The organism is Kingella pumchi, assembly GCF_022288825.1.
Lineage (GTDB): Bacteria > Pseudomonadota > Gammaproteobacteria > Burkholderiales > Neisseriaceae > Kingella_D > Kingella_D pumchi.
The window spans coordinates 49,292-73,358 of record NZ_JAKOOW010000025.1; the positions used below are offsets into that span (position 1 = coordinate 49,292).

Sequence of the window (24,067 nt, forward strand, 5' to 3'; positions counted from 1 at the left end):
TGGGAGAAACCAGATGAGCCAAATCCTTACACCCGGCGCCAATGCCGCTTTGGGTGCCGCCGATATTACCGTCCGCATCCGCTGCGCCCGTGAAATCGACGTTGCCGCCTACCGCCTGGCCGCCAACGGCAAAGTGCGCGGCGACGGCGATATGGTGTTTTACGGCCAAACCGCCAGTGACGACGGCAGCCTGAAATTTGCCGCCGGCAGCGGCGAGAGCAGTTTTCAGGCTGCTTTGGCGCGTCAGCCGGCGGCCATCGAGCGCATTGCCTTTGCCTTTTCCGCCGCCGTGCCCGCTTCGGCGCTGGGCAGTTTGAGCATCGAAGTGCTGGAAAACGGCGCCGTCAGCCTGAATTGTCCGGTCGAACTGGCCGGCCGCAGCGAAGCCGCGCTGATTTTGGGCGAATGCTACCGCCGCAACGGCGCGTGGAAATTCCGTTTCGTTGCCCAGGGATTTAACGGCGGGCTTAAGCCTTTGTCGGAGCATTTCGGCGTGGAAATTGCCGACGACGGCGCCGCGCCCGCCGGCGCGCCGAGTGCTCCGCCGGCACCTGAGCCGCCGAAAGTCAATCTGGGCAAAGTTACGCTGGATAAGGCACGGCCGCAGCTGAGTTTGGAAAAACGCGGTGCGGACTTCGGCGAAATCAAAATCAACCTGAACTGGAACCGCGGTGCCGCTCCCGCCCCCGCCGCGCGCGGTTTTCTTGCCGGCCTGTTCAACAAAGGGCAGGGCGGCGTCGATTTGGATTTGGGCGCCTTTGTCCGCCTGAAAAACGGCAGCACCGACGTGGTGCAGGCGCTGGGCGAGCGCTTTGGCAGCCTGAACCGCGCGCCCTATCTGCGTTTGCGCGGCGACGACCGCACCGGCGCCGTCAGCGAGGGCGAATGGCTGGACATCAACGGCTCGCAGTGGGCGCAAATCAGCGAAGTGCTGGTCTATGCCTTTATCTACGAGGGCGTGCCCAACTGGGACGCCACCGACGGCGTGGTTACATTGCACGTGCAGGGCCAGCAGGTCGAAACCCGCCTGACCGAGGGCGGCAGCCGCAACGGCATGTGCGCGGTGGCGCGGCTGATCAACGACAACGGCAGCATCCGCATCGAGCGTATCAACCGCTATTTCCCCGGCCATCAGGAAATGGACCGCGCCTTCGGTTGGGGCTTTTCCTGGACGCGCGGCAGCAAATAATGCCGCTTCAGGCAGCCTGAAAGCAGCGTTTGAGCAGTTTTGGCGGCGAAAACGCAGCATCTGCGCCGGCAGAATGTAATAAAATACGCAGCTTTTCAGCGCGGGCGGACAGGCATCCGCCCGCCTGTGCCAGTTATCGAAAAGGAGACAGCGCCAATGGCCAAAGAACCCAAGCAGCACCACACCTATGTGCGGATAGTCGAAGCCAGCCTGAAACTTTTCAACGAATCGGGCGAGCGCAACATCAGCACCAACCACATCGCCCAGTATCTCGACATCAGTCCCGGCAATCTCTACTACCACTTTGCTAACAAAGACGAAATCATCGTCCAGCTCTTTAAGCGCTACAGCCGCGATCTCTTGGGCTATCTGTCGCAAACGCCGCTGCCGCGCACCGTGGAAGACGCTGTCGGCTATATGCAGGGCGTGTACGACGTGATGTGGCAGTACCGTTTCCTGTTTAGCGACGTCAATACCCTGCTGCTGCGCAGCACCGAGCTTTTGGGCGAGCACAACGAATTTACCCGCGAACGCATCGCCCCGCTGCTGATCCGGCTTTTGGAGCAGATGCAGGACTTGGGCATGGTGAAAATCGACGCCATCGGCATGCGCGATTTGTCGGTCAATATGTGGCTGATTACCAAATACTGGCTCGATTTTGACCGCTCGGTGGAAGGCGTCGACGGCTCCGGCGAATACGGTGCCGCCGCCAAACAACGCGGCGTGCGCCGCACCCTGAGCCTGCTGCGCCCCTATCTGCAGGGCAGCCATCTGGCGCGTTTTGATGAACTGATGGCGCAGGGCGGCTGAATCCGCTGCTTCAGCTGCAGGCAAACCGCAGTAAAGCAGCCTGAAAACCGTATCGGTGGTTTTCAGGCTGTTTTTTGGTGCGCGGTGCGCACCCTACTGTGCGGGTCGGATACCCGTATCCGAGATTTTCATCTCTTGCCTGAATGCCGTCCTTGCGGCCGGCGGATTCAAGAATCCGACCTGCGCCACAGCTTAAAGCAGCCTGAAAACGGGAAATCCGTTTTCAGGCTGCTTTGGAGTTTGTTTACAGTTTGGTGCGCAGGGCGCACCCTACTGGTTTTCAGGCTGCTTTAGGCCGGATTGGCTTCGTCGAAAAAGCTGACTTCGATGCCGAAGGTGTCGGCGATGGCGTTCCCGAGGGCTTGGATGCCGTAGCGTTCGGTGGCGTGGTGGCCGGCGCTGATAAAGACGGTGCCGGTTTCGTTGGCCAGATGGTATTGGGCTTCGGAGATTTCGCCTGTGATGTAGGCGTCGGCGCCGTTGTCGATGGCAGCCTGAAAATAGCCCTGAGCGCCGCCGCTGCACCACACCAGTTTGTCGAGCACGCGCTCGGGGTCGCCGGCGACGGTGGGACGGCGGCCGAGGGCGGCGGCGATGTCGTCGGCAAGGCCGGTGAGGGTTTGGCCGCGTTTGCCGTTGCGCCCGGCGGCCAGCAGGTCTTGGTCGCCGAAGCGGTATTCGGGCAGCCAGCCGCAGCGCGCGGCCAGTTGGGCGTTGTTGCCCAGCTCGGGGTGGGCATCGAGCGGCAGGTGGTAGCCGGCCAGGTTGATGTCGTGGGCGAGCAGGGCGGCGATGCGCTGTTTTTTCCAGCCGGTAATGGTGGCCGGCTCGCTTTTCCAAAACATGCCGTGGTGCACCAGCAGCATATCGGCGCCGATGGCGGCGGCGTGGTCGATGGCGGCGCGGCTGGCGGTTACGGCGGTCAGGATGCGGCGGATGCCGGTGCGCCCTTCGACCTGCAGGCCGTTGGGGGCGTAGTCTTTGAAGCGTGCGGTATCGAGGGTGGCATCGCACCAGTCGAGCAGGGTTTGGCGGTCGGTCATAAGTTTTTCAGGCTGCCTGAGGCGGGGAGAATCAGCCTTTTTTCGGCCGTACGGCTTCGATGCGCTCGCGGGCGCCGGAAAGGTCGATGCCGACCAGTTCGGCGGCCTTGATCAGGCTGTTGGTTTCGACGCCGAGCTTGGCTTGGTTGAGCGCCCACATCAGGGTGGAGCGGGTGCCGCTGCGGCAGTAGGCGAGAATGGGGGCGGGTGATTTGGCGACGGTTTCGCGGAATTCTTCGAGCAGCTGGTCGTTGATGCTGTCCATGGTTACCGGCAGATAGACGACGTTTTCGATACCGGCAGCCTGCAGCCAGCCGCGCACGGTTTCAAAGTCGGGCTGGCCGGGCTCTTCGCCGTCGGGGCGGTTGCAGATGACGGTTTTGATTTCGTATTGGGCGGCCTGCTTGGCCAGACGTTCGTTGAGTTGTTTGCTCACGTAGAGATAGTCGGCAAGTTTTTCCAATGCCATTTTCGGTTTCCTTTCTGCCGCTGGCAGCGGCATATTGTGTGTTGTTTGAAACGGGCGCGATTTTAACGCTTTTTGCCGCAGCGTGTTAATCCGGCGCCGGCGGCGGTTTTTTCAGGCTGCCTGAACGAAAGGCAGCCTGAAAAGAGGTAGGGCGTTTTCAGGCCGCTTCGGACTGCCACTGCCAGCGCCGGCGCCAGGCGCCGAGTACGGCGTCGGGGTATTTGCTGCTGCCGAGGCTGCCGTTGTAGCGGGCAAGCGCGCGGGTGAGGTTGCCGTTTTCCAGATTGCTGTAGTGACGCAGGATGGTGCAGCCGTAGCGCAGATTGGTGCGGATGTCGAACAGATTGTGCTCTTCGGTGCCGATGTAGCGCTGCCAGAAAGGCATCACCTGCATCAGCCCTTTGGCGCCGACGGAACTGATGGCGTACTGGCGAAAGGCGCTTTCGACTTCGATCAGGCCGAGAATCACCTGGGTGTCCAGATCGGCGCGGGAGGATTCGTACTGGATCATCACCAGCAGGCGGCGGCGGGCGGCTTCGCTGTCGACGAAGCGGGCAAGGCGCACCGACATATCGTTGAGCCAGCGCTGGCCTTCGGCGGCGCGGGGAAACACCAGCCGCGGCGGGCTGGCGTTGGCAACCGATTGGCGCATCACGCTGGCGACGTCGTCGGACAGGGTTTCTTCGCGCTGGGCGCCGGCATACGCCCACGGCGCCGCCAGCAGCGAAGCGGCGCCGGCAATCAGGCGGCGGCGGACGGCATCGGTCATGGTTTGCGCGCCAGCATGGTGGCGAATTTGAGTTGGATGGGGTTGCCGTTGGCGTCGGTGGCGTGCATCGAGCCGATTTCTTCGCGGTAATCGATCATTTCCCAGCCGTCGTAATAGCGTGCCAGCTCGCCTTCTTTGAAGGTGAAGTTAAACGGCATCATGCAGGGAAAGTCGGCGGTGTCCATCGCCGAAACGATCAGATTGTAGCCGCCCGATTGGGTGTGCGCCTGCATATCGGCGATGATGGCGGGCACGCGCTGCGGGTCGAGAAACATAAACACCACGGTGGCGACGATAAAGCCGTAGTCTTCGCCGATGTCGGCCTGGTTGATGTCGTAGGCAAACGCCTGCAGCGGCAGGTTTTCCTGCGCCGCCGCTTCGGCCAGGCCGTGCAGGCCGCCGGGGTTGTAGTCGCAGGCATCGACATCAAAGCCGAGCAGGGCGAGCGTGAGCGCGTTGCGCCCCTGGCCGCAGCCTAAATCCAGCGTTTTGCACGGGGAAACGTGCGCGAGCGCTTCTTTGACCGCCGAATGGGTGGCGGTCATGCCGTATTTTTTGCGGAAATAGTCGGTTTTGTCGCACCAGAAGAAAAGCTGCAGCTGCAGATCGTCGCCCTGCGCTTCGATTTTGTGCCATTGCTGCGGCTGGATGACCCATTCGCCGCTCTCGGGTGTGAGCAGGTGTTCGGAAACGGTGCTGCCGTCTTCGTTCAGGCGGTAAAACTTCAGGCTGCCGGCCGAGACCTGCAGCCGCCCCCACGTGCCTTCCTGGGTGTTGTGCTGCGACAGCAGCGCGTTCGGAATATCGGCGGCGTGCCAAACGGGCATTTTTTTGTAGCAAATCAGATTGTCGTTCATGGTGTCGTCCTTTGTGTCGAGAGTGTGAACAGGTTTTCAGGCTGCCTGAAAACGGCAAAGCGCCCAATCTTGGCGTGTCAGTCCAATTCGTTGCTCAGTTTTTGCAAAAAGGCCAGCCGCTCGGCGCGGACGGCGCCGCTGTCGGCGGCGGCTTTGAGCGCGCAGCCGGGTTCGGCGCGGTGGCTGCAGTTGTGGAAGCGGCATTGTCCGGCCAGATGGCGCAGGTCGGGGAAATACTGCAGCAGCTCGGTGCGCTCCAGATGGTGCAGGCCAAATTCCTGCAGGCCGGGCGAGTCGATCAGCTTGCCGCCGTTGTCCAAATCGTAAAGACGGGCGTGGGTGGTGGTGTGGCGGCCGGAATCGAGCGCGGCGGAAATCTCGCCGGTGCGGGCGGCATCGAAACCGAGCAGGGCGTTGGCCAGCGTCGATTTGCCCATGCCGCTTTGGCCGAGCAGGATGGCGGTTTCGCCGGCCAGCAGCGGCTTGAGCGCATCGGCATCTTCCAGCGCGCATAAGGGCAGCAGCGGATAGCCAAAAGTTTGGTAGAAAGCCAGTTTTTCCAGCCAGGCGGCGCTTTGCGGCAGGTCGCTTTTATTGACGGCAATCAGCACGCGGATGTCGGCGGCTTCGGCGGCGAGCAGGGCGCGCTGCAGCAGCATTTCGCTGGGCGCGGGCACGGCGGCGGTTACGATGACCAGCAGGGTAACGTTGGCGGCAATCAGTTTCGAGCGGTAGGCGTCCTGCCGGTAGAGCAGGCTCTGGCGCGGCAGCAGCTCTTCGATAACCGCCTGCTCGCGGTTGAGCGGGGTAATGCGCACCCAATCGCCGCATGCGAAATCAACCCGTTTGCCGCGCGTGTTGGCTTCGTAAAGGCAGCCTGAAAGCGTGCGGACGCTGAAACGGCGGCCGTAGTTGGCAGTGATTTGGGCGGTGTTTTCGGTGTTAGACATGGGGGGGCGGGTTTCAGGCAGCCTGAAAGGGCGGGATGGCCGCATTCACACTTCGGTTTTGTTCGGCGTGAAGGTTTCCCATTTGTTGCAGGCGGGGCAGTGCCAGAAGAAGACCTGCGATTTGAAATTGCAGTTGCGGCAGCGGTACATCAGGCTTTTTTGGATTTGGCGGTCGATCACGTTGCGGATCATTTCGGCGTCTGCTTTCCACGACGGATGCAGCGAGGAGAGGCTCATGCTCAGCAGGCGGTAAACGCCGTTGAGATCAGGGCGGGCGCGCACCAGTTCGAGCACAGTTTGGTTGGCGCGCTCTTCGCCGTAGAGCAGCAGCGATTTTTCGTAGATCAGCTGGGTCAGATCGAGCTGGGGAAAGGTTTTCATGTAGCCGATCAGGATGTCCAGCCCTTCGGCGGCCTTGCCCTGGGCGTCGAAAGCGTCGTACAGGCGCTCGCCGACCATGCTCAGATAGGCGTAGTTTTGTTTTTCGATGGCGCGGTAGGCATCGGCGGCAGCCTGAAAATTGCCTGCTTTGTATTCGATGTCGCCCAAAATCATATTGGCGCGCGTGCATTTGGCATTGTATTCGAGCGCGATGGCAACATGGCGGCGGGCGGTGTCGGCATCGGAGGCAAACAGCGCGGCCTGCGCGGTTTCGCAATGGAACTGGGCGATTTCAAAGCGGTAGGTTTGTTCGTCGTGAGACAGCAAGAGCGCGGTTTCGGCGGCTTTTTCCCAATCGCGGTCCTGCTGGTAGATGTTGAGCAGCACTTCGCGCGCTTCTTTGGCCATGCGGGTGTTTTGCAGCGGCAGCACGGTTTCTTCGGCGCGATCGACCAGGCCGGCGTTTTGGAAGTCGAGCGCCAGCTCGTAGAGCACTCGGCTGCGCTGGTCGGCATCCACGTCGGGCGAATCGAGCAGGGATTTGTGCATCGAAATCGCCTTGTCGTTTTCGCCGCGCTGGCGGTAGAGCTTGCCGAGGGTCAGGTTGAGGCGGTAGGCGTCGGGGTGGCCGCCGGCGGCTTCTTCCAGATGCTGCGCGGCTTGGGCGCTGTTTCTGTCCACCAGCGCGTTCAGGCTGCGGTAGAAGCTGTCGGGCACCGATTTGGCCTGCTTGAGCACCGCTTTCATATCGACGCGGGCGGCAATCCAGCCCATGGTGAAGAAAATCGGCTGCAGCAAAATGGCGGCAACCAGCGCCCATATCCAAATATCGTTTTCCATAGGGCGCGGCGTTTATTTTTTGTCGGCGGGGGCGGAGGCAGCCTGAACGGGTGCGGCGATGTCTTCGCCGGAAAGGCGCGCGCTTTTATGCACTTCGGCGCGCAGGCGGCCGTTTTCCGCGCGCAGGCGCAGCAGGCGGCCGAACATGGCGAAAATGCCGAACAGCGCGCCGATAACGAAGCAAATGAACAGCACCACAATCATCGGCCATTCGATGTGCTCGCCTGGGACGTAATAAAACGGCACGCGCTGGACGTTGTTCAGCGCGATGATCAGGAAAAATACCAGAATAAGGATTTTGAGCAGGTTATAGACCAGTTTCATGTTCGGCTCCGTAGGCAGGGCGTCTTGCAGATGCGGGCGCGGCGGCGTCCGCGGTGTGATTGGCAACGGGCAGGCAGCCTGAAAACCGCTTTCAGGCTGCCTGCGGGCGCGTAAGTGTAAACGATTTGCGCTGTTTTTGATATGGCGCGCCGTTGTCTCTAACGGCGCGGAGTGTATAATCGCAGGCTTTTCCACACCGGCGCGCCGCCCGATTCGGCCGGCCGCGGCCGGATACACGAACCGACCAACAAGAAAGAACACAATCATGGCGCTGACTATGGACGATCGCGACGGCAAAATCTGGTACAACGGCAGCCTGGTGGATTGGCGCGAAGCCAAAACCCACGTGCTGACCCACACCCTGCACTACGGTATGGGCGTATTTGAAGGCGTACGCGCCTACGAAACGGCGCAGGGGCCGGCAATCTTCCGCCTGCAGGATCATACCGACCGTTTTTTCGATTCGGCCAAAATCGTCGGCATCAAACTGCCTTTCGATAAAGAAGCCATCAACCGCGCCCATCTGGAAGTGGTTAGAGCCAACGGCCTGAAGTCCTGCTATTTCCGCCCGATGGCGTTTTACGGCTCGGGCAAGCTCGGCATCGCCCCCAAAGCCGACGACGTGCAGGTTATCGTTGCCGCTTGGGCATGGGGCGCCTATCTGGGCGAAGATGCCATCAAACACGGCATCCGCTGCAAAATCAGCAGTTTCAGCCGTCATCATCCCAACATCACCATGATTAAGGCCAAAGCCAACGGCAACTACATGAATTCCATCATGGCCAACAGCGAAGCGCAGCAAAGCGGTTTTGACGAAGCGATTTTGCTCGACTCGCAAGGCTATGTCGCCGAAGGCGCCGGCGAAAACATCTTCACCGTCCACCGCGGCCGCCTGTTTACGCCGGCGCTGGATGTGGCGCTGGACGGCATCACCCGCCGCACGGTGATTGAAATCGCCCGCGACATGGGATTGGAAGTGGTGGAAAAACGCATCACCCGCGACGAACTCTACATTGCCGACGAAGTGTTCTTCACCGGCACCGCCGCCGAAATCACGCCGATACGCGAAATTGACAACCGGCCGGTGGGCAGCGGCAGCCGCGGCGAAATCACCGCCCGCCTGCAGCAGCGCTTCTTCGATATCGTTACCGGACGCGATGCCGAATACGCGCATCTGCTGACTTATGTTGTGTAAATCATACGACATCGCACAGCGCACCGCAGCTTTCAGGCAGCCTGAAAGCTGCGGTTTTTATTTGTATATCGGCGGTGCCGGTTTTTCAGGCTGCCTGAAAAGCGGGTGCCTGTTGGGCAAAGACGGCCGTTTTCCCTTATCAAACAGCATGATTTTCTTTACAATGCCCGCTTTATATTCAAGCTCTGTAAAGGTTGTTTTACCATGTCTATGCAAATTACCGACCTCTTGGCGTTCGGAGTCAAAAACAAAGCCTCCGACTTGCACATCTCGGCCGGCCTGCCGCCGATGATCCGTGTGAATGGCGACATCCGCCGCATCAATCTGCCGGAAATGAACGCGGAAGAAGTCGGCAATATGATCGCTTCGGTCATGAACGATTTGCAGCGCAAAAACTACCAGCAAAATTTGGAAACCGACTTTTCGTTCGAACTGCCCAATGTGGCGCGTTTCCGTGTGAACGCCTTTAATACCGAGCGCGGCCCGGCTGCGGTGTTCCGTACCATTCCGAGCAAAGTGCTGACGCTGGAAGAATTGAAGGCGCCGCGCATTTTCCAAAAAATTTCCGAATACCCGCGCGGTCTGGTACTGGTTACCGGCCCGACCGGTTCGGGTAAGTCCACTACGCTGGCGGCGATGATCGACTACATCAACGACCGCATGCCCGCCCACATCCTGACCATCGAAGACCCGATCGAGTTTGTGCACCAAAGCAAAAAAGCCCTGATCAACCAGCGCGAACTGCACGAACACACCCACAGCTTCGCCAACGCCCTGCGCTCCGCCCTGCGTGAAGACCCGGACGTAATTCTGGTGGGTGAGATGCGTGACCCCGAAACCATCGGCCTGGCGCTGACCGCTGCCGAAACCGGCCACTTGGTATTCGCCACCCTGCACACCACCAGCGCCGCCAAAACCATCGACCGTATCATCGACGTATTCCCTGCCGGCGAAAAAGAGATGGTGCGCTCCATGCTTTCCGAATCGCTGCGCGCGGTAATCGCCCAAACCCTGCTGAAAACCAAAGACGGCAAAGGCCGTGTGGCCGCGCACGAAATCATGGTCGCCACCCCTGCGGTGCGCAACCTGATCCGCGAAAACAAGATCGCCCAGATGAATTCGGTGCTGCAAACCGGTCAGAACCACGGTATGCAGACACTCGACCAGTGCCTGCAGGACTTGGTACGCCGCGGCATGGTGTCGCTGGCCGACGCCCGCGCCAAATCCGCCAACCCCGATATGATTTCCTGATTGAACCCGCAGCGAGGAGCAAGCTATGTCAGAAGCCAATCACGGCCAAGTCGCTTCCATGTTGGAAGGCTATGTGAACCAGATGAAAATCACCCCCGAGGCCGCCGGTTTGGGCAATACCTATGTTGCCCAGAAGGCCGCGATGGAAGAGGCGGGCGAAGGCCATTCCGCTTTCCGTCCGATTGAAAAACTGCACCCGCTGCTGGAAAAAATGGCCGCCGAGTGTGAAAAGCGCGGCGCTTCGGATATCTTTATCAGCACCGGTTTCCCGCCTTCTTTCAAAATCAACGGCGAGCTGATCCCGGTGCCGCTCAAAGCGCTCACCCATATCGACACGCAAATTCTGGTGTACTCCACCATGACGCCCGAGCAGCGCGCCCGTTTCGACCAAGAGCTGGAGCTGAACTACTCGGCCACTTCCAAAGACGGCGTGCGTTTCCGTGTCAACGCCTACCACGAGCAAGGCCGCATGGGCATGGTATGGCGCCGCATCACCACCAAAATCATGACCGTGGACGATTTGCAGCTGCCGCAAGGTTTGAAAGAACTCGCCATGCAGCCGCGCGGCCTGATTATTCTGGCCGGTGCCACCGGTTCCGGTAAATCCACATCGATGGCCGCCATGCTTGACTGGCGCAACAAACACTCCGCCGGCCACATCGTAACCATCGAAGACCCGGTCGAGTACATCCATTCGCCGATTAAAAGCATTTTCACCCAGCGCGAGCTCGGTATCGATACCAACAGCTGGGACATGGCCGTGCAGTCCGCGATGCGTCAGGCGCCGGACGTTGTCTGCGTGGGTGAGGTGCGTAACGAACACACCATGGAAAAAGCGATGCAGCTGGCGCAAACCGGCCACTTGGTATTCTTCACCATCCACGCCAACAACGCCGTGCAAGCCATCGAGCGTATTCTCGGCTTCTACCCCGAAGAACGCCACCAGCAGGTGTTGATGGACTTGGCGCTGAACGTGGTCAGCATCATCGGCCAGCGTCTTGCCCGCCTTAAAGCCGGCGGCCGTACCGCGATTGTCGATTTGATGATCAACACCCCCGCCATGCAGGACCACATTTTCAAAGGCGAGCTGATGGAATGTATGGCGCTGATGAACCGCGCCGAAACCGACGGCATGCAGACCTTCGACCAAGACCTGTTCAAGCTCTACACCGAAGGCCGTATCACCTTCGACGAAGCCTTGCGCCAAGCCGAATCCGTCAACGACCTGCGCCTGCGCATCACCCTGTGGGAAGAGGGCAACGAAGCCACCCACATCTTCGAGCGCGTCAGCGATCTGGAAGTGCTGTAAACCCGTTTTCAGGCTGCCTGAAACACCAAACCTGCAACTTTGTAACGAAGTTGCAGGTTTTTCTTTGGGCACGGCAAAACCGCTGCGATGTTGATCCGGCTACAGGCAGCCTGAAACGGTGGCCGATCGATTTTCAGGCTGCCTTTGTGCCGGATGGTGCGCAGGTTTGGGCATGCAGGGCAATGCGGGGCAAAAAAGCAGCCTGAAAACTTTTCAGGCTGCTTTTTTTGCTGCGAAACAGAATAAGCGTTTATCCGTGCAGGGCGCGTTTGTCGGCGGCCAGGCAGGCTTCGTGGACGACTTCGGAGAGCGTCGGGTGGGCGTGGATGATGCGGGCGATGTCTTCGCTGCTGGCGGAGAATTCGAGTCCGACCACGCCTTCGGCGATCAGTTCGCTCACCATCGGGCCGACCATGTGCACGCCGAGAATGCGGTCGGTTTCGGCGTCGGCCAGCACTTTGACGGTGCCTTTGGCTTTGCCCAGACCCAACGCGCGGCCGTTGGCGCCGAAGCCGGAAGTGCCTTTTTTGTATTTGACGCCCTCGGCTTTGAGCTGCTCTTCGGTTTTGCCGACCCAGGCGATTTCGGGGTCGGTGTAAATCACGAAGGGGACGTTATTGAAGTCGATGTGCGGTTTCTGGCCGGCGATGCGCTCGGCCACGGCCACGCCTTCGTCGCTGGCTTTGTGCGCCAGCATCGGGCCGCGCACCACGTCGCCGATCGCCCAGACCTTGGGCAGGTTGGTGCGGCAGTCGCCGTCCACTTTGATAAAGCCGCGCTCGTCTTTTTCCAAGCCGACGGCTTCGCCGTTCAGGCCGTTGGTGTTGGGGATGCGGCCGATGGAAACGATGAGTTTGTCGAAGGTTTCGCTTTTCTTCTCGCCGTTTGCCAGCTCGAATTCAACTGTAACGCCTTTGGCATCGGATTTAATCTCACCGATTTTCACGCCCAGTTCGATGGCCAAGCCCTGCTCTTTGGTGAAGTATTTGAAGGCTTCTTTGGCGATTTGCTGGTCGGCGGCGGCCAGGAAGGTGGGGGCGGCTTCAAGAATGGTTACCTGCGAGCCGACGCGTTTCCACACCGAACCCATTTCCAAACCGATCACGCCCGAGCCAATGATGCCGAGTTTTTTCGGCACGGCAGTCAGGTTCAGCGCGCCTTCGTTGTCCAGCACGTTTTTGTTGTCGATGGCAATCTGCGGCAGCGGGCGCGGCACGGAGCCGGTGGCGATAATCACGTTTTTGGCTTCGACGACGGTTTTTTCGCCCTTGTTGTCCACTTCGATTTGGTAGAGATCGCCGTTTTTGCCTTTAAACGAACCCTTGCCGTGCAGGCTGGTTACTTTGTTTTTTTGGAACAAAAAGGCGATGCCGCCGGTGAGTTTGGTCACAATCGCGTCTTTGCGCTCGATCATTTTGGCGGCATCGAATTTCACGTCGCCCACGCTGATGCCGTGTTCGGCAAAATCATGCTGCGCGGCGTGGAAGTGTTCGCTCGATTGCAGCAGGGCTTTGGACGGGATGCAGCCCACGTTCAGGCAGGTGCCGCCCAATGCGGGGGCATCGCCTTTTTTATTGACGCCCGCGTCGATGCAGGCGGTTTTGAAACCGAGTTGGGCGGCACGGATGGCGGCAACGTATCCGCCGGGGCCGGCGCCGATAACGACAACGTCGAATTGAGACATGGTGTTTTTCCTTTGCTTTGGTTGCTGGGTTGCGGGCAAAACCGCAGCTTTGCCCAAACCGCGCCATTTTAGCAGCCAAAGGCGCAAGCGTTAAGTTTTATCACTTGGAAAAAAGCGCCGGCGCAAACGCGCTGTTTCCCTGCCTTTCAGGCTGGCTTCGCGGCGGGGAAATTGTTAAGATTGGTCGGCCGCGCGGATGCAGGCAGCCTGAAAAACCGGCTGCGCCGCCGGCACAAAAAACCATCAGAAAAACACGGAGAAACAGACATGAAAAACTTTGCAACCGCCGATTTGATCGACATCGCCCCCGATACCCCGTCCTGCGAAACCGATTTCAAAAGCTACGGCCTGCGCACCCGCTTTTGCGGCCGCATCCGCACCGTGCAATGCCGCAGCGACAACGGCCTGGTCAAACAGCTGGCCAACACCGCTTCCGACGGCGAAGTTTTGGTGGTGGACGGCGGCGGCCTGCGCTACAGCGCGCTGATGGGCGACATGATTGCCGAAGCCGCCGCGCGCAACGGCTGGGCGGGCGCCGTGATTTACGGCGTCATCCGCGACAGCGATGCCATCGGCCGCATGGATTTCGGCGTGAAAGCGCTGGGCACCAACCCGCGCAAAAGCGCCAAAGACGGGCGCGGCGCCACCGATACCGCCGTTGCCTTCGGCGGCGTCGTCTTTACCCCGGGCGCCTGGCTCTATAGCGACGAAGACGGCATCCTGGTGGCCGAACAGCCCTTTCAGGCTGCCTGAAACCCCAAAACCTGTTCCGAAACCACACACGAAAGGAAAACCAAATGATGAAAATCAGCAGCCAGTGGCTCGAAGGCCGCTGTTTCGTTGCCAGTAACGGCAGCGGCCACAGCGTAGTTATGGACGGCAGCGGCGGCGAAGCAGGCAGCCTGAAACGCGGCGTCAGCCCGATGGAAATGTTGCTGATGGGTGTGGCCGGCTGCTCCAGCATCGACGTGGTCGAAATCCTGAAAAAGCAGCGCCAGGACGTGCGCGACTGCATTGCCACCGTCGAAGGCGTGCGCGCGCCCACCGTGCCGCGCGTGTTCACCGAAATCCGCATCCATTTCAAAATTGTCGGCGTCGGCGTCAAGCCCGAACAGGCCGAACGCGCGGTGCAGCTGTCCGCCGAAAAATACTGCTCGGCTTCCATCATGCTGGGCAAAGCCGCCAAAGTCAGCCACAGCTTCGAGATAGTCGAAGCCGAAAGCCAATAGCGAAGGCAGCCTGAAAACGCTTTTCAGGCTGCCTTCCGATGCCCAAACTTCCCGATAAGGAGCATACCGTGTCCCAATGGTCTTACTGGATGATTGCCGCCGCCGTTGTTTTTGTGCTCGAGCTGTTTGTCGGCACGGTGTATTTGCTGGTGCTGGCCGCCGCCTTGGCGGGCACTTCGCTCTCGGTGCTGCTGTTCGGCATTCCGCTTCCGGTTGCGCTGGTGGTGGCTGCCGCGCTGTCCGGCGCCGGCGTGTATGCGGTGCACCGCAACCGCAGCGCCCACAAGCCCGCCGACAGCAACGATTTGGACATCGGCCAGCCGGTCAGCGTGGAAGCCGCGCTGCCCAACGGCCATTGGCGGGTGTTTTACCGCGGCGCGCCGTGGGAAGCGAAAAACACCGGCAGCGCCGAACTGCAAGCCGGCGGCAGCGCTGAAATCTGCGGTAAAGAAGGCATCGTGCTGCTGGTTCGCAAGCGCTGAAATCCGTTTGGGCGCAAAGCAGCCTGAAAACCGCGTTTCCCCTTTTTTCACACTTCACACAGGAGCATGGATATGGAACTGTTACTCCCTTTGGTTATCTTGGGCGGCATCATCGTTCTCGGTTACAAAACGTTTAAAGTTGTGCCGCAGCAGGAAGCCTACGTTATCGAGCGGCTGGGCAAATTCCGCGCCGTACTTAATCCCGGGCTCAACACCCTGCTGCCCTTTCTTGACCGCGTGGCCTACCGCCACTCGCTCAAAGAAATCCCGCTGGACGTACCCAGCCAGGTGTGTATCACCCGCGACAACACCCAGCTTACCGTGGACGGCATCATCTATTTCCAAGTAACCGACCCCAAGCTCGCGTCCTACGGCTCAAGCAACTACATCATGGCCATCACCCAGCTGGCGCAAACCACATTGCGCTCAGTCATCGGCCGCATGGAGTTGGACAAAACCTTTGAAGAGCGCGACGAAATCAACCGCATCGTTGTCGCCGCGCTGGACGAAGCCGCCGTATCGTGGGGCGTGAAAGTGCTGCGCTACGAAATCAAAGACCTGGTGCCGCCGCAGGAAATCCTGCGCGCCATGCAGGCGCAGATCACCGCCGAGCGCGAAAAACGCGCCCGCATCGCCGAATCCGAAGGCCGCAAAATCGAGCAGATCAACCTGGCCAGCGGCGAGCGTGAAGCCGCCATCCAGCAGTCCGAAGGCGAAGCGCAGGCCGCCATCAACGCATCCAACGGCGAAAAAGTTGCCCGCATCAACCACGCGCAGGGTGAAGCCGAAGCGCTGCGGCTGGTGGCCGAAGCCAATGCCGACGCCATCCGCAAAATCGCCGAAGCGCTGCAGCAGCCCGGCGGCAGCGAAGCGGTCAATTTGAAAGTGGCCGAACAATACGTCGCCGCCTTCGGCAAGCTCGCCAAAGAAGGCAACACCCTGATTATGCCGGCCAACGTAGCCGAACTCGGCAGCCTGGTCGCCGCCGGCCTGTCTATCGTTAAAAAAGGCGCGCCGCAAAACGGCAGCGGCAGTTAAAGCCGAAGCGGCCGGAAAAATGCCAGGCAGCCTGAAAACCCGAATATGCAAAACAACAAAACCTACCGCCCCTATCTTGTCAGCCTTTTCTGCATCGGTCTGGCCGTTTGGTTTTTCACCATGAAGATGTTCGGCTTTATGCTGCTGATTTTCCTGCCGCTGCTGCTGATTACCCGTGCCGTGAAATGGTGGAAGGTACGGCGCGACCCGCAGGCGAAAAGGCTTGAGCGCTTCCGGCTGGCGGCGTGGACGGCCGCCGTCGTTTTCATTCTCGGCGTGAACTGGCAGTACCAGCGCGAAGCCCGCAGCGAGATGGCCGCCATTGCCGCCGCTATCGATCGCTACCACGCCCAGCACGGCAGCTATCCCCAAGCTCTGGCCGATGCCGGTTTTCATACACACAAAAGTTTTGAAATACGCTACGGCTATCAAAAAGATACCCAAAAACATTTTCTGCTGTACAAAGACCCGCTGCTGCCCTTTGAGTTTTACAGCTACGATTTCGAGCACCACCGCTGGCTGCAGGACAACGGCGAGCCGGTGCGCGATTAGGCGGTTCTGCCCGCTAAGTTCCCTGTTCGAACAGGATTCGCCGTTTCAGGCAGCCTGAAAAACGAAAACCACCAACACACACATGAACCGCAAAACCCTAGCCCTAAAAACCGGCAAAGCCCTGCTGTGGCTTGCCGTTTTCTTTGCCGCCAGCCTGATTGCCGACTGGTGGCGCAGCCCCAACCCGCCTGCCAATGCCGCCGACCTGCCGCTGCACACGCTTGCCGGCCGCGACACCACCCTGCGCCAAAGCAGCAGCGGCCAAACGCTGGTGCTGTATTTCTGGGGCTCGTGGTGCGGTATCTGCCGCCGCACGTCGCCCGCCATCGAGCAGCTGCGCGCCGACGGCGTGCCGGTTATCGGTGTTGCCATGCAATCGGGCAGCGATGCCGATATCGGCCGATATCTGGCCGAGCACGGCTGGCATTTCGACACGGTAAACGACAGCGGCACGCTGGCGCAGCAATGGCAGGTGCGCGCGGTACCGACCGTGGTCTTGGTGCGCAACGGCCGCATCGTCCACAGCACCAGCGGCATCGCCAGCTACTATGGTTTAAAAAGCCGCATCCGGCTGGCAGACTGGAAAGACGGCTGAAACGGCGGGTTTGGCGTTTTAGCTTCGCAACTCCGCTACACTACGCAGGCTGCCTGCGGATCAAGGCAGCCTGAAAACTATCCGCACTGTGCCCCCATAACAAAAGGCAGCCTGAGACTTTCAGGCTGCCTTTTGCTTGGCTTTCCGGTGCGGACTTTAGGCGCGGCGGTTCGAGCCTTGCACCATATCCAGCAGAAACAGGCGGCAGTCGAGCTTGCCGTTGTAGAGCGGAATTTTGCGCTTGGGCGACAGGCGCATCAGTTTGGGCATATCGCGGTCGCCGCTGAACATGCCGATTTGCCAGCCGGAGTAATGCTGTTTGAGCCAGCTTCCCAGCTGCGGATAAAGCGCGTGCAGCGCCTGGATTTCGGCCAGCCGCACGCCGTAGGGCGGGTTGGACAGCATCAAGCCGCCGTCGCCATTGGGGCGCTGGGCAAGGGCGTCGCCGCGGCGCACGGCGATGACGTCGGATAACTGCGCCGCTTCGATATTGGCCAGCGCATGGCGCACCGCCTGATGGTCGATATCGGAAGCGGCGATTGGCGCCGGCGCGGGGCGGACGGCATCCTGCGCTTCAGTCCGCAAACGCTGCCACAGCGCGGAATCGAAGCCGCGCAGCCGCTCGAAAGCGAAACGGCGCAGCAGGCCGGGGGCGTGGTTTTGGGCGATCCACGCCGCTTCGATGGCGATGGTGCCGCTGCCGCAAAACGGGTCTTGAAAGGGCTGCGAGCCGTCGTAGCCGGCCAGAAGCAGCAGGCCGGCCGCCAGGTTTTCGCGCAGCGGCGCAGCGCCGGTTTCGCGCCGGTAGCCGCGTTTGAACAGCGCTTCGCCGCTGGTATCGACAAACAGCAGAGCCTGCGCTTCGTCTAAAAACACATGCACGCGCACATCGGGCGCGCCTTTATCGACGCTGGGGCGGCTGCCCGTGGCGTCGCGAAAGCGGTCGCATAGCGCGTCTTTCACTTTCAGCGCGGTAAATTCCAGGCTTTTCACCCGCGGCCGCTTGCCTTCGATCTGCACTTTGAAGGTCTGGCCGCCGTCGAACCAGGCCGGCCAGTCGGTTTCGCGGGCGAGACGGTACACATCGTGCTCGCTGCGGTAGCCGCCGGCGGCCAGCTGCAGCAGCACGCGGCCGGCGGTGCGGGCGTGCAGGTTGATGCGGTACACGGTTTTCAGGCTGCCTTGGCAGCGCACGCCGCCGTCGAGCGCTGCGGTTTTTTCGGCGCCGAGCGCGGACAATTCCTGCGCCAGCACGGCTTCCAGGCCGCGCGGGCAGCTGATAAATAGGGGATAGCTGTTCATAAGGGTCTTTCAAAAGGCGGAAAAAGTTTTCAGGCTGCCCTGATGTTTCAGGCAGCCTGGAAAACTGTTGGTACGGGCACTCAATCCCAATAGCGGTAACGGCGGTGGCGTCGCGGCGGCGGCGGATAAACCACCGGCGGCGCTTCCTGGTAAATCACCGTTGTTCCCGGCGGGGCGTGGACGTGGACGGTTTTATTAACGGTGGTACGGCTTTCCACCGGCAGATCGAGCACCGCCACGCGGCCGTCGGGCGTTTCGGCGTACATGCAGCCGCCCAAAAGCAGCAGGGGCAGCAGCGCGGGAAGAATCACAAAGCGGCAGCGGCGCACGGCGGCATCCTTTGCATTTGTGCCGTGTAGGATATGCACGATCCGTACCGCATCGGACGCCGGACGCCTGACTTTCAACATGCGAACGCCTCACCGCGCTGCGGGTTGCGCGAACCCAAGCACGTACCCGTTGAGATCCTTAACGTAGAACTCTTTCATACCGTAGAAGGTATCGTGCAAGTCGCGTACAACTTCACATTGCGTCTTCAGTCGAGCAGCGAGCGTTTCCAAATCGTCGACCTCGAAATACAGCACGGCACTGCTGCTGATGTCGGCGGAATCCGCAAAGGCGGGGACGTTATCGCGCAGGCTCTTTTGCTCCTGCAGCATAAGCTCGATATCGCCGTTCTTGATCAGTGCGTAAACCAGAACCTTGTTGGGGTCATACTGGGAGAGAATTTCCTCGGATCCCATCGGAACACTCATCACATGCTGGAAGCCCAGCACGTCAGCATAAAATTCGATGGACTTGTTGACATCCGCAACCATCATGTTACACCACAGTTTTTTCAGCATGATTTGTTCCTTTTTTGAACATTGAAAAAATGCGCCGTCAGGTACGCGATGCAGCAAGGGTGGCGAGCGTTTTCAGGCTGCCGCGCCCTGCACTTAACCTTAAAAGGTAAATTTGCTTTTTTTCTTCGGCCGTTTTTCGTCGAGATAGGCGGTCATGGTGTCGAACAGCACTTTTTCGCTGAAGCTGTCGCCTTCGCGGCGGATCAGGCGACAGCGTTGGACGGGGGCGTGGCCGGTAACCACCACCATGCGGCCGGTTTTGCTCAGGCGCTCGCGCAGGCCTTCGGGCAGCTCGCGCAGGGCGCCGCCAACGTAGATGGCGTCGTAGCTTTCGCCGTTTTTCATCAGGCCGTCGCCGTGGCGCAGTTCGACGTTTTTATAACCCAGTTTTTCTAGCACGCGGCGGGCGGCATCCAGCTGGGTTTCGTCCATATCGTAGCTGTGGACGCGGCCGCCGAGCGTGGCGAGTAAGGCGGTGGCATAGCCGGAGCCGGTGCCGATTTCGAGCACGCGGTCGTCTTTGCCCAATTCCAGCCCCTGCACCATGCGGGCGACGATTTTCGGCTCCAGCATCATGCTGCCGTTGGGCAGGGTCAGGGCGGTGTCGGCATAGGCGTAGCCGCGCTGGTCGGGCTGGACGAACTCTTCGCGCGGGATGTTGTCCAGCGCGTCCAAAAGGTCGAAATCCAATACGTCCCACGGGCGGATCTGCTGTTCCACCATATTAAAACGGGCTTTGTCGAAATCCATATCCGGCTCACAGTATGAAAGAAAAAAACGGCGCGATTATAGCGGTTTTGCGCCGCCTTTAACAGTAATGAACGCGGCGGCGCACAGCGCGAAACAGGCAGCCTGAAAAGCGTTTCAGGCTGCCTGCGGGTTTGGCCGGCTCAAGGTTTATACGTTGACGCCGTAGTTTTTCGCCAAGGGGCCGAGACCACCTTTGAAACCCTGGCCGATGGCGCGGAATTTCCATTCGCCGTTGTGGCGGTACACTTCGCCGAAAATCATTGCGGTTTCCACCGAAGCATCTTCCGACAGGTCGAAACGCGCCACTTCGACATTGGTGTCGGCGTTTACGCAGCGGATAAAGGCGCTGGATACCTGGCCGAAGTTTTGGTTGCGCTGCTCGGCTTCGTGGATGGTTACGGTTACGGCGATTTTTTCCACGTCGGCAGGAACCTGGTCGAGATTGATGATGATGCTTTCGTCGTCGCCGTCGCCTTCGCCGGTGCGGTTGTCGCCGGTGTGTTCCACCGAACCGTCGGCCGATTTGGTCTGGTTGTAGAAGATGAAGTCGGCATCGGAACGGACTTTGCCCGAAGCGTTGAGCAGGAAGGCGCTGCCGTCCAAGTCAAACGCTGCGCCGTCGGTGGCACGCACGTCCCAACCCAAGCCGATCAGCATTTTTTTCATGCCCGGTGCTTCTTTGCTCAAGCTGACGTTGCCGCCTTTTTGCAAACTGATTGCCATAAATGTCTCCTGTCGGTTGTGAAAAAGCGCGAAGCCGCGCGCTGCGGATTATAAGGCCGAACGGCGCTTTTGCAACGGGAAAAACACGCCGGACGGCGTTTTTGCCACAGCAAAAGGCAGCCTGAAAGTTTCAGGCTGCCTGCGGGGCTTTCAGGCTGCCGGCAGGGCGGCCAAAAATCCCAGCATGCGGCGGGCGCTTGCACTAAAATACGCGCCCTGCCGCGGGGCGCGCGATGTCCGTGCCGCCGTTGCAGGCAGCCTGAAAAATTTTGCCATGCTCACCGAACTCGAAAAAAACGCCATCCGCGACCACTACCGTACCCTGGCCGACAACCTGCCCAATTTCCGCCCGCGCGCCGCCCAGCGCGAGATGATTGCGGCGGTGGCCAACGCTTTTTCGCGCACCCTGACCGCCGAGGGCGGGGCAGGGCAGCCTGAAAACGGCGAGGCGCCCCGTCGCGAGGGCGAGAGCATTGTGGTGGTGGAAGGGCCGACCGGCGTCGGCAAGTCGCTGGCCTATCTGTTGGCCGGCGGCATTATGGCGCAGACGCGCGGCAAGCGGCTGGTGGTCTCCAGCGCCACCGTTGCCCTGCAGGAGCAGCTGGTCGGCCGCGATTTGCCCTTTGTGGTGGCCAACAGCGGGCTGGAATTGACTTTTTCGCTGGCCAAAGGGCGCGGCCGCTATCTCTGCCCCTACCGGCTCTACCAGCTGACGCAGAACAACGCCCAGCAGAGCCTGGCCGGTTTTGAAGCGCCGGCGGTGCTGTGGGACAAAAAACCGAAGCCGGAAGATTTGGCGCTGCTGCACGAAATCGCCGATCGCTTTTCCCGCCGCGAATTTAACGGCGACCGCGACGAGTGGCCGGATAAAATCGACGATGCGTTGTGGCAGAAAGTGAGCAACGACAACCACGGCTGCCTGAAATCCGCCTGCCCAAACCGCGCCGAATGCCCGTTTTATCTGGCGCGCGACACGCTGGACAAGGCTGATGTGGTGGTGGCCAACCACGATTTGCTGATGGTGGACATCAATATGGGCGGCGGCGTGATTCTGCCGGCGCCGGAAAACAGCTTCTACTGCATCGACGAAGCCCACCACCTGCCGAAAAAGGCGCTCAACCAGTTTGCCGCCGAGCATTCGTGGCTGCAGGCGGTGTGGCTGGCGGAAAAACTGCCGCAGCAGAGCAGCAAAATTGCCGCGCTGTGCGACAAAGACGAATTGGCGATGCTGGCCGACGAAGCGGCGGAAGGTCTGCTCGAAGCGCTCAACGAATGGCAGTTCCACCTGACAGACGAGCCGGATTTGCAGGACAAGGGCGACGGCCGCGAAAGCGTGTGGCTGTGGGAAGACGGCGAGATTCCCGAACATGTGCAGACGCTGGTGTCCAACAGCCACATCTGCGCGCAGGCGCTGCTCAAGCACGTTTGCGGCCTGCGCGACGCCCTGGCCGCCGCCCGCCGTGACAAAGAACAAAACGCCGCCCAAATCGATCGCACCGCCAGCGAGTTCGGCGTTTTCGTCGCCCGCGCCGAGCAGGTGGCGGCGGTGTGGGAGTTGCTGGCCGCCACCCGCAGCGACGACAAAGAAGCGCCGCTGGCCAAGTGGATTGCCTGCCGCCGCGACGACAAGGCCGACTGGATATTTCACGCCAGCCCCATCAGCAGCGCGTCGGCGCTGGCAAACGGCCTGTGGCGGCGGGCGGCAGGCGCGCTGCTGACATCGGCCACTTTGCAGTCGCTGGGCAGCTTCGATCTGCTGCTGCGCCAAACCGGCTTAAGCTGGCTGCCGCAAACCACCACGCTGGCGCTGCAAAGCCCCTTCGATTTTGCCAAGCAGGGCGAACTGTATCTGCCGCCTTTGACTGCCAGCCCGAAAAACCCCGCCGCCCATACCGACGAAATCGTCGCCTGGCTGCCCAAGCTCGTCAGCGACAGCGAAGCGGTGGGCACGCTGGTGCTGTTTTCCTCGCGCAAGCAGATGCAGGAAGTGGCTTTCAGGCTGCCTGAAAGCTATCTGCCGCTGCTGTTGGTGCAGGGCGAGCAGTCGAAAGCCTCGCTGCTGGCGCAGCACCGCGAAGCGCTCTCTGCCGGCCGGCCGAGCATTATTTTCGGGCTCGACAGCTTTGCCGAAGGCCTGGATCTGCCGGGCGAAGCCTGCGTGCACGTGATTATCGCCAAGCTGCCCTTCGCCATGCCCGACAATCCCATCGAGAAAACCCAGAGCCGCTGGATCGAGCAGCGCGGCGGCCGGCCGTTTATCGAAATCACCGTGCCCGAAGCCAGCATCAAGCTGATTCAGGCCGTCGGCCGGCTGATTCGCACCGAACAGGACTACGGCCGCATCACCATACTCGACTCGCGCATCAAAACCCAGCAGTACGGCCGCCAGATGCTCGCCTGCCTGCCGCCGTTTAAGCGCATAGGCTAGGGCGGTGTTCTGCTTGTGCTAGGGCAGCCTGAAAAGCAGAATCTGCGAAAGGCAGCCTGAAAAAACGCTGTCATTAGCTTACGCAAGTCCGCTACGCCACCCCCCGCGCAGGCGGGAATCTTGCTTGGCTTGGCGTTTAATAATATCTGGAGAAACAAACCATTGCCGAAGTTCCGACAAGATTCCCGCCTGCGCGGGAATGACGTTATTTGGAGTAATTGGGTTTGGAGCCATTTGGGCTTCTGCCCAACTTTCAGGCTGCCTTGCCCGTGCCGGTTTCGCCCCATACAAAAGCAGCCTGAAAACCCTTTGACAGGTTTTCAGGCTGCTTTTTGAGTTTGCGCTGCAGATTAGGCGGCGGCGGGTACCACGGCAACGGTGATGTTGGCAACGGCATCGGCGTGCAGCGCCACTTCCACTTCGTATTCGCCGACTGCTTTGAGCGGGCCGTTCGGCAGGCGGACGTTGGCTTTAACGGCTTCTACGCCGGCGGCAACGATGGCGGCGGCGATGTCGGCATTGGTTACGGAACCGAACAGACGGCCGTCCACGCCGGCTTTCTGGGCGATGGTAATGGTTTGGCCGTCGAGTTTCTGCTGGCGTGCCTGGGCGTCGGCCAGAGCCGCTGCCTGTTTGGCTTCCAGTTCGGCGCGGCGCGCTTCAAACTCTTTCAGGTTGGCTTCGGTCGCGCGTTTGGCTTTGCCTTGCGGGATCAGAAAGTTGCGGGCATAACCGTTTTTCACGGTTACTACGTCGCCAAGGCTGCCCAAAGCTGCGACTCTTTCCAGAAGGATAATTTGCATGGTTCGGACTCCTGATTATTTGTGTTGGTCGGTGTAGGGCAGCAAGGCCAGGAAACGGGCGCGTTTCACGGCTACGGCCAGCTGGCGCTGGTAGTGGGCTTTGGTGCCGGTGATGCGGGCGGGGATGATTTTGCCGTTTTCGGTGATGAAGTCTTTCAGCAATTCAACCTGTTTGTAATCCACTTCTTGGATTTTTTCTGCCGTAAAGCGGCAGTATTTTCTGCGTTTGAATGTTTGACGAGCCATTGT

Annotated in this window: 27 protein-coding genes; 12 read left to right on the forward strand and 15 right to left on the reverse strand. The window is 60.2% G+C overall.

Annotated elements, in window-relative coordinates:
- Window positions 1-13: 13 nt before the first annotated feature.
- Window positions 14-1,189 carry a TerD family protein gene (locus MB824_RS07205; RefSeq protein ID WP_238747607.1) on the forward strand — a complete coding sequence of 392 codons (1,176 nt, stop codon included), beginning with the start codon at window positions 14-16 and terminating at the stop codon, window positions 1,187-1,189.
- Window positions 1,190-1,345: 156 nt separating this feature from the next.
- Window positions 1,346-1,999, forward strand: a complete 654-nt coding sequence (locus MB824_RS07210) for a TetR/AcrR family transcriptional regulator (protein ID WP_238747609.1) — start codon at window positions 1,346-1,348, stop codon at window positions 1,997-1,999.
- 290 nt (window positions 2,000-2,289) lie between these two features.
- On the opposite strand, the gene MB824_RS07215 is transcribed toward MB824_RS07210, so the two are convergent.
- From MB824_RS07215 to MB824_RS07245, 7 genes are all read right to left on the reverse strand, one after another.
- Window positions 2,290-3,042, reverse strand: coding sequence for a Nif3-like dinuclear metal center hexameric protein (locus MB824_RS07215; RefSeq protein ID WP_238747611.1), 753 nt, complete (start codon window positions 3,040-3,042; stop codon window positions 2,290-2,292).
- A gap of 31 nt (window positions 3,043-3,073) precedes the next feature.
- Window positions 3,074-3,511, reverse strand: a complete 438-nt coding sequence (locus MB824_RS07220) for a TIGR01244 family sulfur transferase (protein WP_238747613.1) — start codon at window positions 3,509-3,511, stop codon at window positions 3,074-3,076.
- Between the two features lie 157 nt (window positions 3,512-3,668).
- Entirely contained in the window at window positions 3,669-4,280 is a 612-nt protein-coding gene (locus MB824_RS07225; RefSeq protein ID WP_238747615.1) for a lytic transglycosylase domain-containing protein, read from the reverse strand.
- Window positions 4,277-5,137: an SAM-dependent methyltransferase TehB gene (gene tehB / locus MB824_RS07230; protein ID WP_238747617.1), complete on the reverse strand. Its 861-nt coding sequence runs from the start codon at window positions 5,135-5,137 to the stop codon at window positions 4,277-4,279. Before tehB ends, MB824_RS07225 begins: the two co-directional genes overlap by 4 nt.
- 77 nt (window positions 5,138-5,214) lie before the next feature.
- The gene (rsgA, locus tag MB824_RS07235) at window positions 5,215-6,132 is read right to left on the reverse strand and encodes a ribosome small subunit-dependent GTPase A (protein WP_407659227.1); all 918 of its coding nucleotides are present in this window, start codon (window positions 6,130-6,132) and stop codon (window positions 5,215-5,217) included.
- Entirely contained in the window at window positions 6,133-7,308 is a 1,176-nt protein-coding gene (gene lapB, locus MB824_RS07240; protein WP_238747621.1) for a lipopolysaccharide assembly protein LapB, read from the reverse strand.
- 12 nt (window positions 7,309-7,320) lie between these two features.
- Window positions 7,321-7,632, reverse strand: coding sequence for a LapA family protein (locus tag MB824_RS07245; protein ID WP_238747623.1), 312 nt, complete (start codon window positions 7,630-7,632; stop codon window positions 7,321-7,323).
- 265 nt (window positions 7,633-7,897) lie between these two features.
- On the opposite strand from MB824_RS07245, the gene MB824_RS07250 reads away from it, so the two are divergent.
- The 3 genes from MB824_RS07250 to MB824_RS07260 all read left to right on the forward strand — a co-directional run bounded on the left by MB824_RS07250 (window position 7,898) and on the right by MB824_RS07260 (window position 11,387).
- Window positions 7,898-8,827, forward strand: coding sequence for a branched-chain amino acid transaminase (locus MB824_RS07250; protein ID WP_255778546.1), 930 nt, complete (start codon window positions 7,898-7,900; stop codon window positions 8,825-8,827).
- Window positions 8,828-9,037: 210 nt separating this feature from the next.
- A complete protein-coding gene (locus MB824_RS07255; protein WP_238747707.1) occupies window positions 9,038-10,078 on the forward strand; it encodes a type IV pilus twitching motility protein PilT in 1,041 nt (346 codons plus the stop codon).
- 142 nt (window positions 10,079-10,220) lie between these two features.
- A complete protein-coding gene (locus MB824_RS07260) occupies window positions 10,221-11,387 on the forward strand; it encodes a PilT/PilU family type 4a pilus ATPase (RefSeq protein ID WP_407659228.1) in 1,167 nt (388 codons plus the stop codon).
- A 250-nt stretch (window positions 11,388-11,637) separates the two neighbouring features.
- On the opposite strand, the gene lpdA is transcribed toward MB824_RS07260, so the two are convergent.
- Window positions 11,638-13,071 carry a dihydrolipoyl dehydrogenase gene (gene lpdA, locus MB824_RS07265; protein WP_238747627.1) on the reverse strand — a complete coding sequence of 478 codons (1,434 nt, stop codon included), beginning with the start codon at window positions 13,069-13,071 and terminating at the stop codon, window positions 11,638-11,640.
- Between the two features lie 267 nt (window positions 13,072-13,338).
- Between lpdA and rraA the strand changes: the two genes are divergently transcribed.
- From rraA to MB824_RS07295, 6 genes are all read left to right on the forward strand, one after another.
- Window positions 13,339-13,824 carry a ribonuclease E activity regulator RraA gene (gene rraA, locus MB824_RS07270; protein ID WP_238747629.1) on the forward strand — a complete coding sequence of 162 codons (486 nt, stop codon included), beginning with the start codon at window positions 13,339-13,341 and terminating at the stop codon, window positions 13,822-13,824.
- Between the two features lie 47 nt (window positions 13,825-13,871).
- Entirely contained in the window at window positions 13,872-14,300 is a 429-nt protein-coding gene (locus MB824_RS07275) for an OsmC family protein (RefSeq protein WP_238747709.1), read from the forward strand.
- 38 nt (window positions 14,301-14,338) lie between these two features.
- The gene (locus MB824_RS07280; RefSeq protein ID WP_238747631.1) at window positions 14,339-14,782 is read left to right on the forward strand and encodes an NfeD family protein; all 444 of its coding nucleotides are present in this window, start codon (window positions 14,339-14,341) and stop codon (window positions 14,780-14,782) included.
- A gap of 72 nt (window positions 14,783-14,854) precedes the next feature.
- Window positions 14,855-15,820 (forward strand): SPFH domain-containing protein, encoded by a 966-nt coding sequence (locus tag MB824_RS07285; protein ID WP_238747633.1) that lies wholly within the window; start codon window positions 14,855-14,857, stop codon window positions 15,818-15,820.
- A 45-nt stretch (window positions 15,821-15,865) separates the two neighbouring features.
- A complete protein-coding gene (locus tag MB824_RS07290; RefSeq protein ID WP_238747635.1) occupies window positions 15,866-16,372 on the forward strand; it encodes a hypothetical protein in 507 nt (168 codons plus the stop codon).
- A gap of 82 nt (window positions 16,373-16,454) precedes the next feature.
- Window positions 16,455-16,967 carry a protein disulfide oxidoreductase gene (locus MB824_RS07295; RefSeq protein ID WP_238747637.1) on the forward strand — a complete coding sequence of 171 codons (513 nt, stop codon included), beginning with the start codon at window positions 16,455-16,457 and terminating at the stop codon, window positions 16,965-16,967.
- A 156-nt stretch (window positions 16,968-17,123) separates the two neighbouring features.
- Here MB824_RS07295 and MB824_RS07300 read toward each other — a convergent pair whose 3' ends face one another.
- The 5 genes from MB824_RS07300 to MB824_RS07320 all read right to left on the reverse strand — a co-directional run bounded on the left by MB824_RS07300 (window position 17,124) and on the right by MB824_RS07320 (window position 20,587).
- Window positions 17,124-18,269 (reverse strand): THUMP domain-containing class I SAM-dependent RNA methyltransferase, encoded by a 1,146-nt coding sequence (locus MB824_RS07300; RefSeq protein ID WP_238747639.1) that lies wholly within the window; start codon window positions 18,267-18,269, stop codon window positions 17,124-17,126.
- Between the two features lie 80 nt (window positions 18,270-18,349).
- The gene (locus tag MB824_RS07305; protein WP_238747711.1) at window positions 18,350-18,535 is read right to left on the reverse strand and encodes a methionine-binding protein; all 186 of its coding nucleotides are present in this window, start codon (window positions 18,533-18,535) and stop codon (window positions 18,350-18,352) included.
- Between the two features lie 153 nt (window positions 18,536-18,688).
- Entirely contained in the window at window positions 18,689-19,114 is a 426-nt protein-coding gene (locus MB824_RS07310) for a VOC family protein (protein ID WP_238747641.1), read from the reverse strand.
- A gap of 99 nt (window positions 19,115-19,213) precedes the next feature.
- Entirely contained in the window at window positions 19,214-19,864 is a 651-nt protein-coding gene (locus tag MB824_RS07315) for a protein-L-isoaspartate O-methyltransferase family protein (protein WP_238747643.1), read from the reverse strand.
- A 147-nt stretch (window positions 19,865-20,011) separates the two neighbouring features.
- Complete coding sequence (locus tag MB824_RS07320; protein WP_238747645.1) at window positions 20,012-20,587, reverse strand: TerD family protein; 576 nt, start codon at window positions 20,585-20,587, stop codon at window positions 20,012-20,014.
- A 274-nt stretch (window positions 20,588-20,861) separates the two neighbouring features.
- On the opposite strand from MB824_RS07320, the gene dinG reads away from it, so the two are divergent.
- The gene (gene dinG, locus MB824_RS07325) at window positions 20,862-23,015 is read left to right on the forward strand and encodes an ATP-dependent DNA helicase DinG (protein WP_238747647.1); all 2,154 of its coding nucleotides are present in this window, start codon (window positions 20,862-20,864) and stop codon (window positions 23,013-23,015) included.
- 350 nt (window positions 23,016-23,365) lie between these two features.
- Here dinG and rplI read toward each other — a convergent pair whose 3' ends face one another.
- On the reverse strand, window positions 23,366-23,818 hold the full coding sequence (gene rplI, locus MB824_RS07330) for a 50S ribosomal protein L9 (RefSeq protein ID WP_238747649.1): 453 nt from the start codon (window positions 23,816-23,818) through the stop codon (window positions 23,366-23,368).
- 15 nt (window positions 23,819-23,833) lie between these two features.
- A complete protein-coding gene (gene rpsR / locus MB824_RS07335) occupies window positions 23,834-24,064 on the reverse strand; it encodes a 30S ribosomal protein S18 (RefSeq protein ID WP_238747650.1) in 231 nt (76 codons plus the stop codon).
- Window positions 24,065-24,067 lie beyond the last annotated feature (3 nt).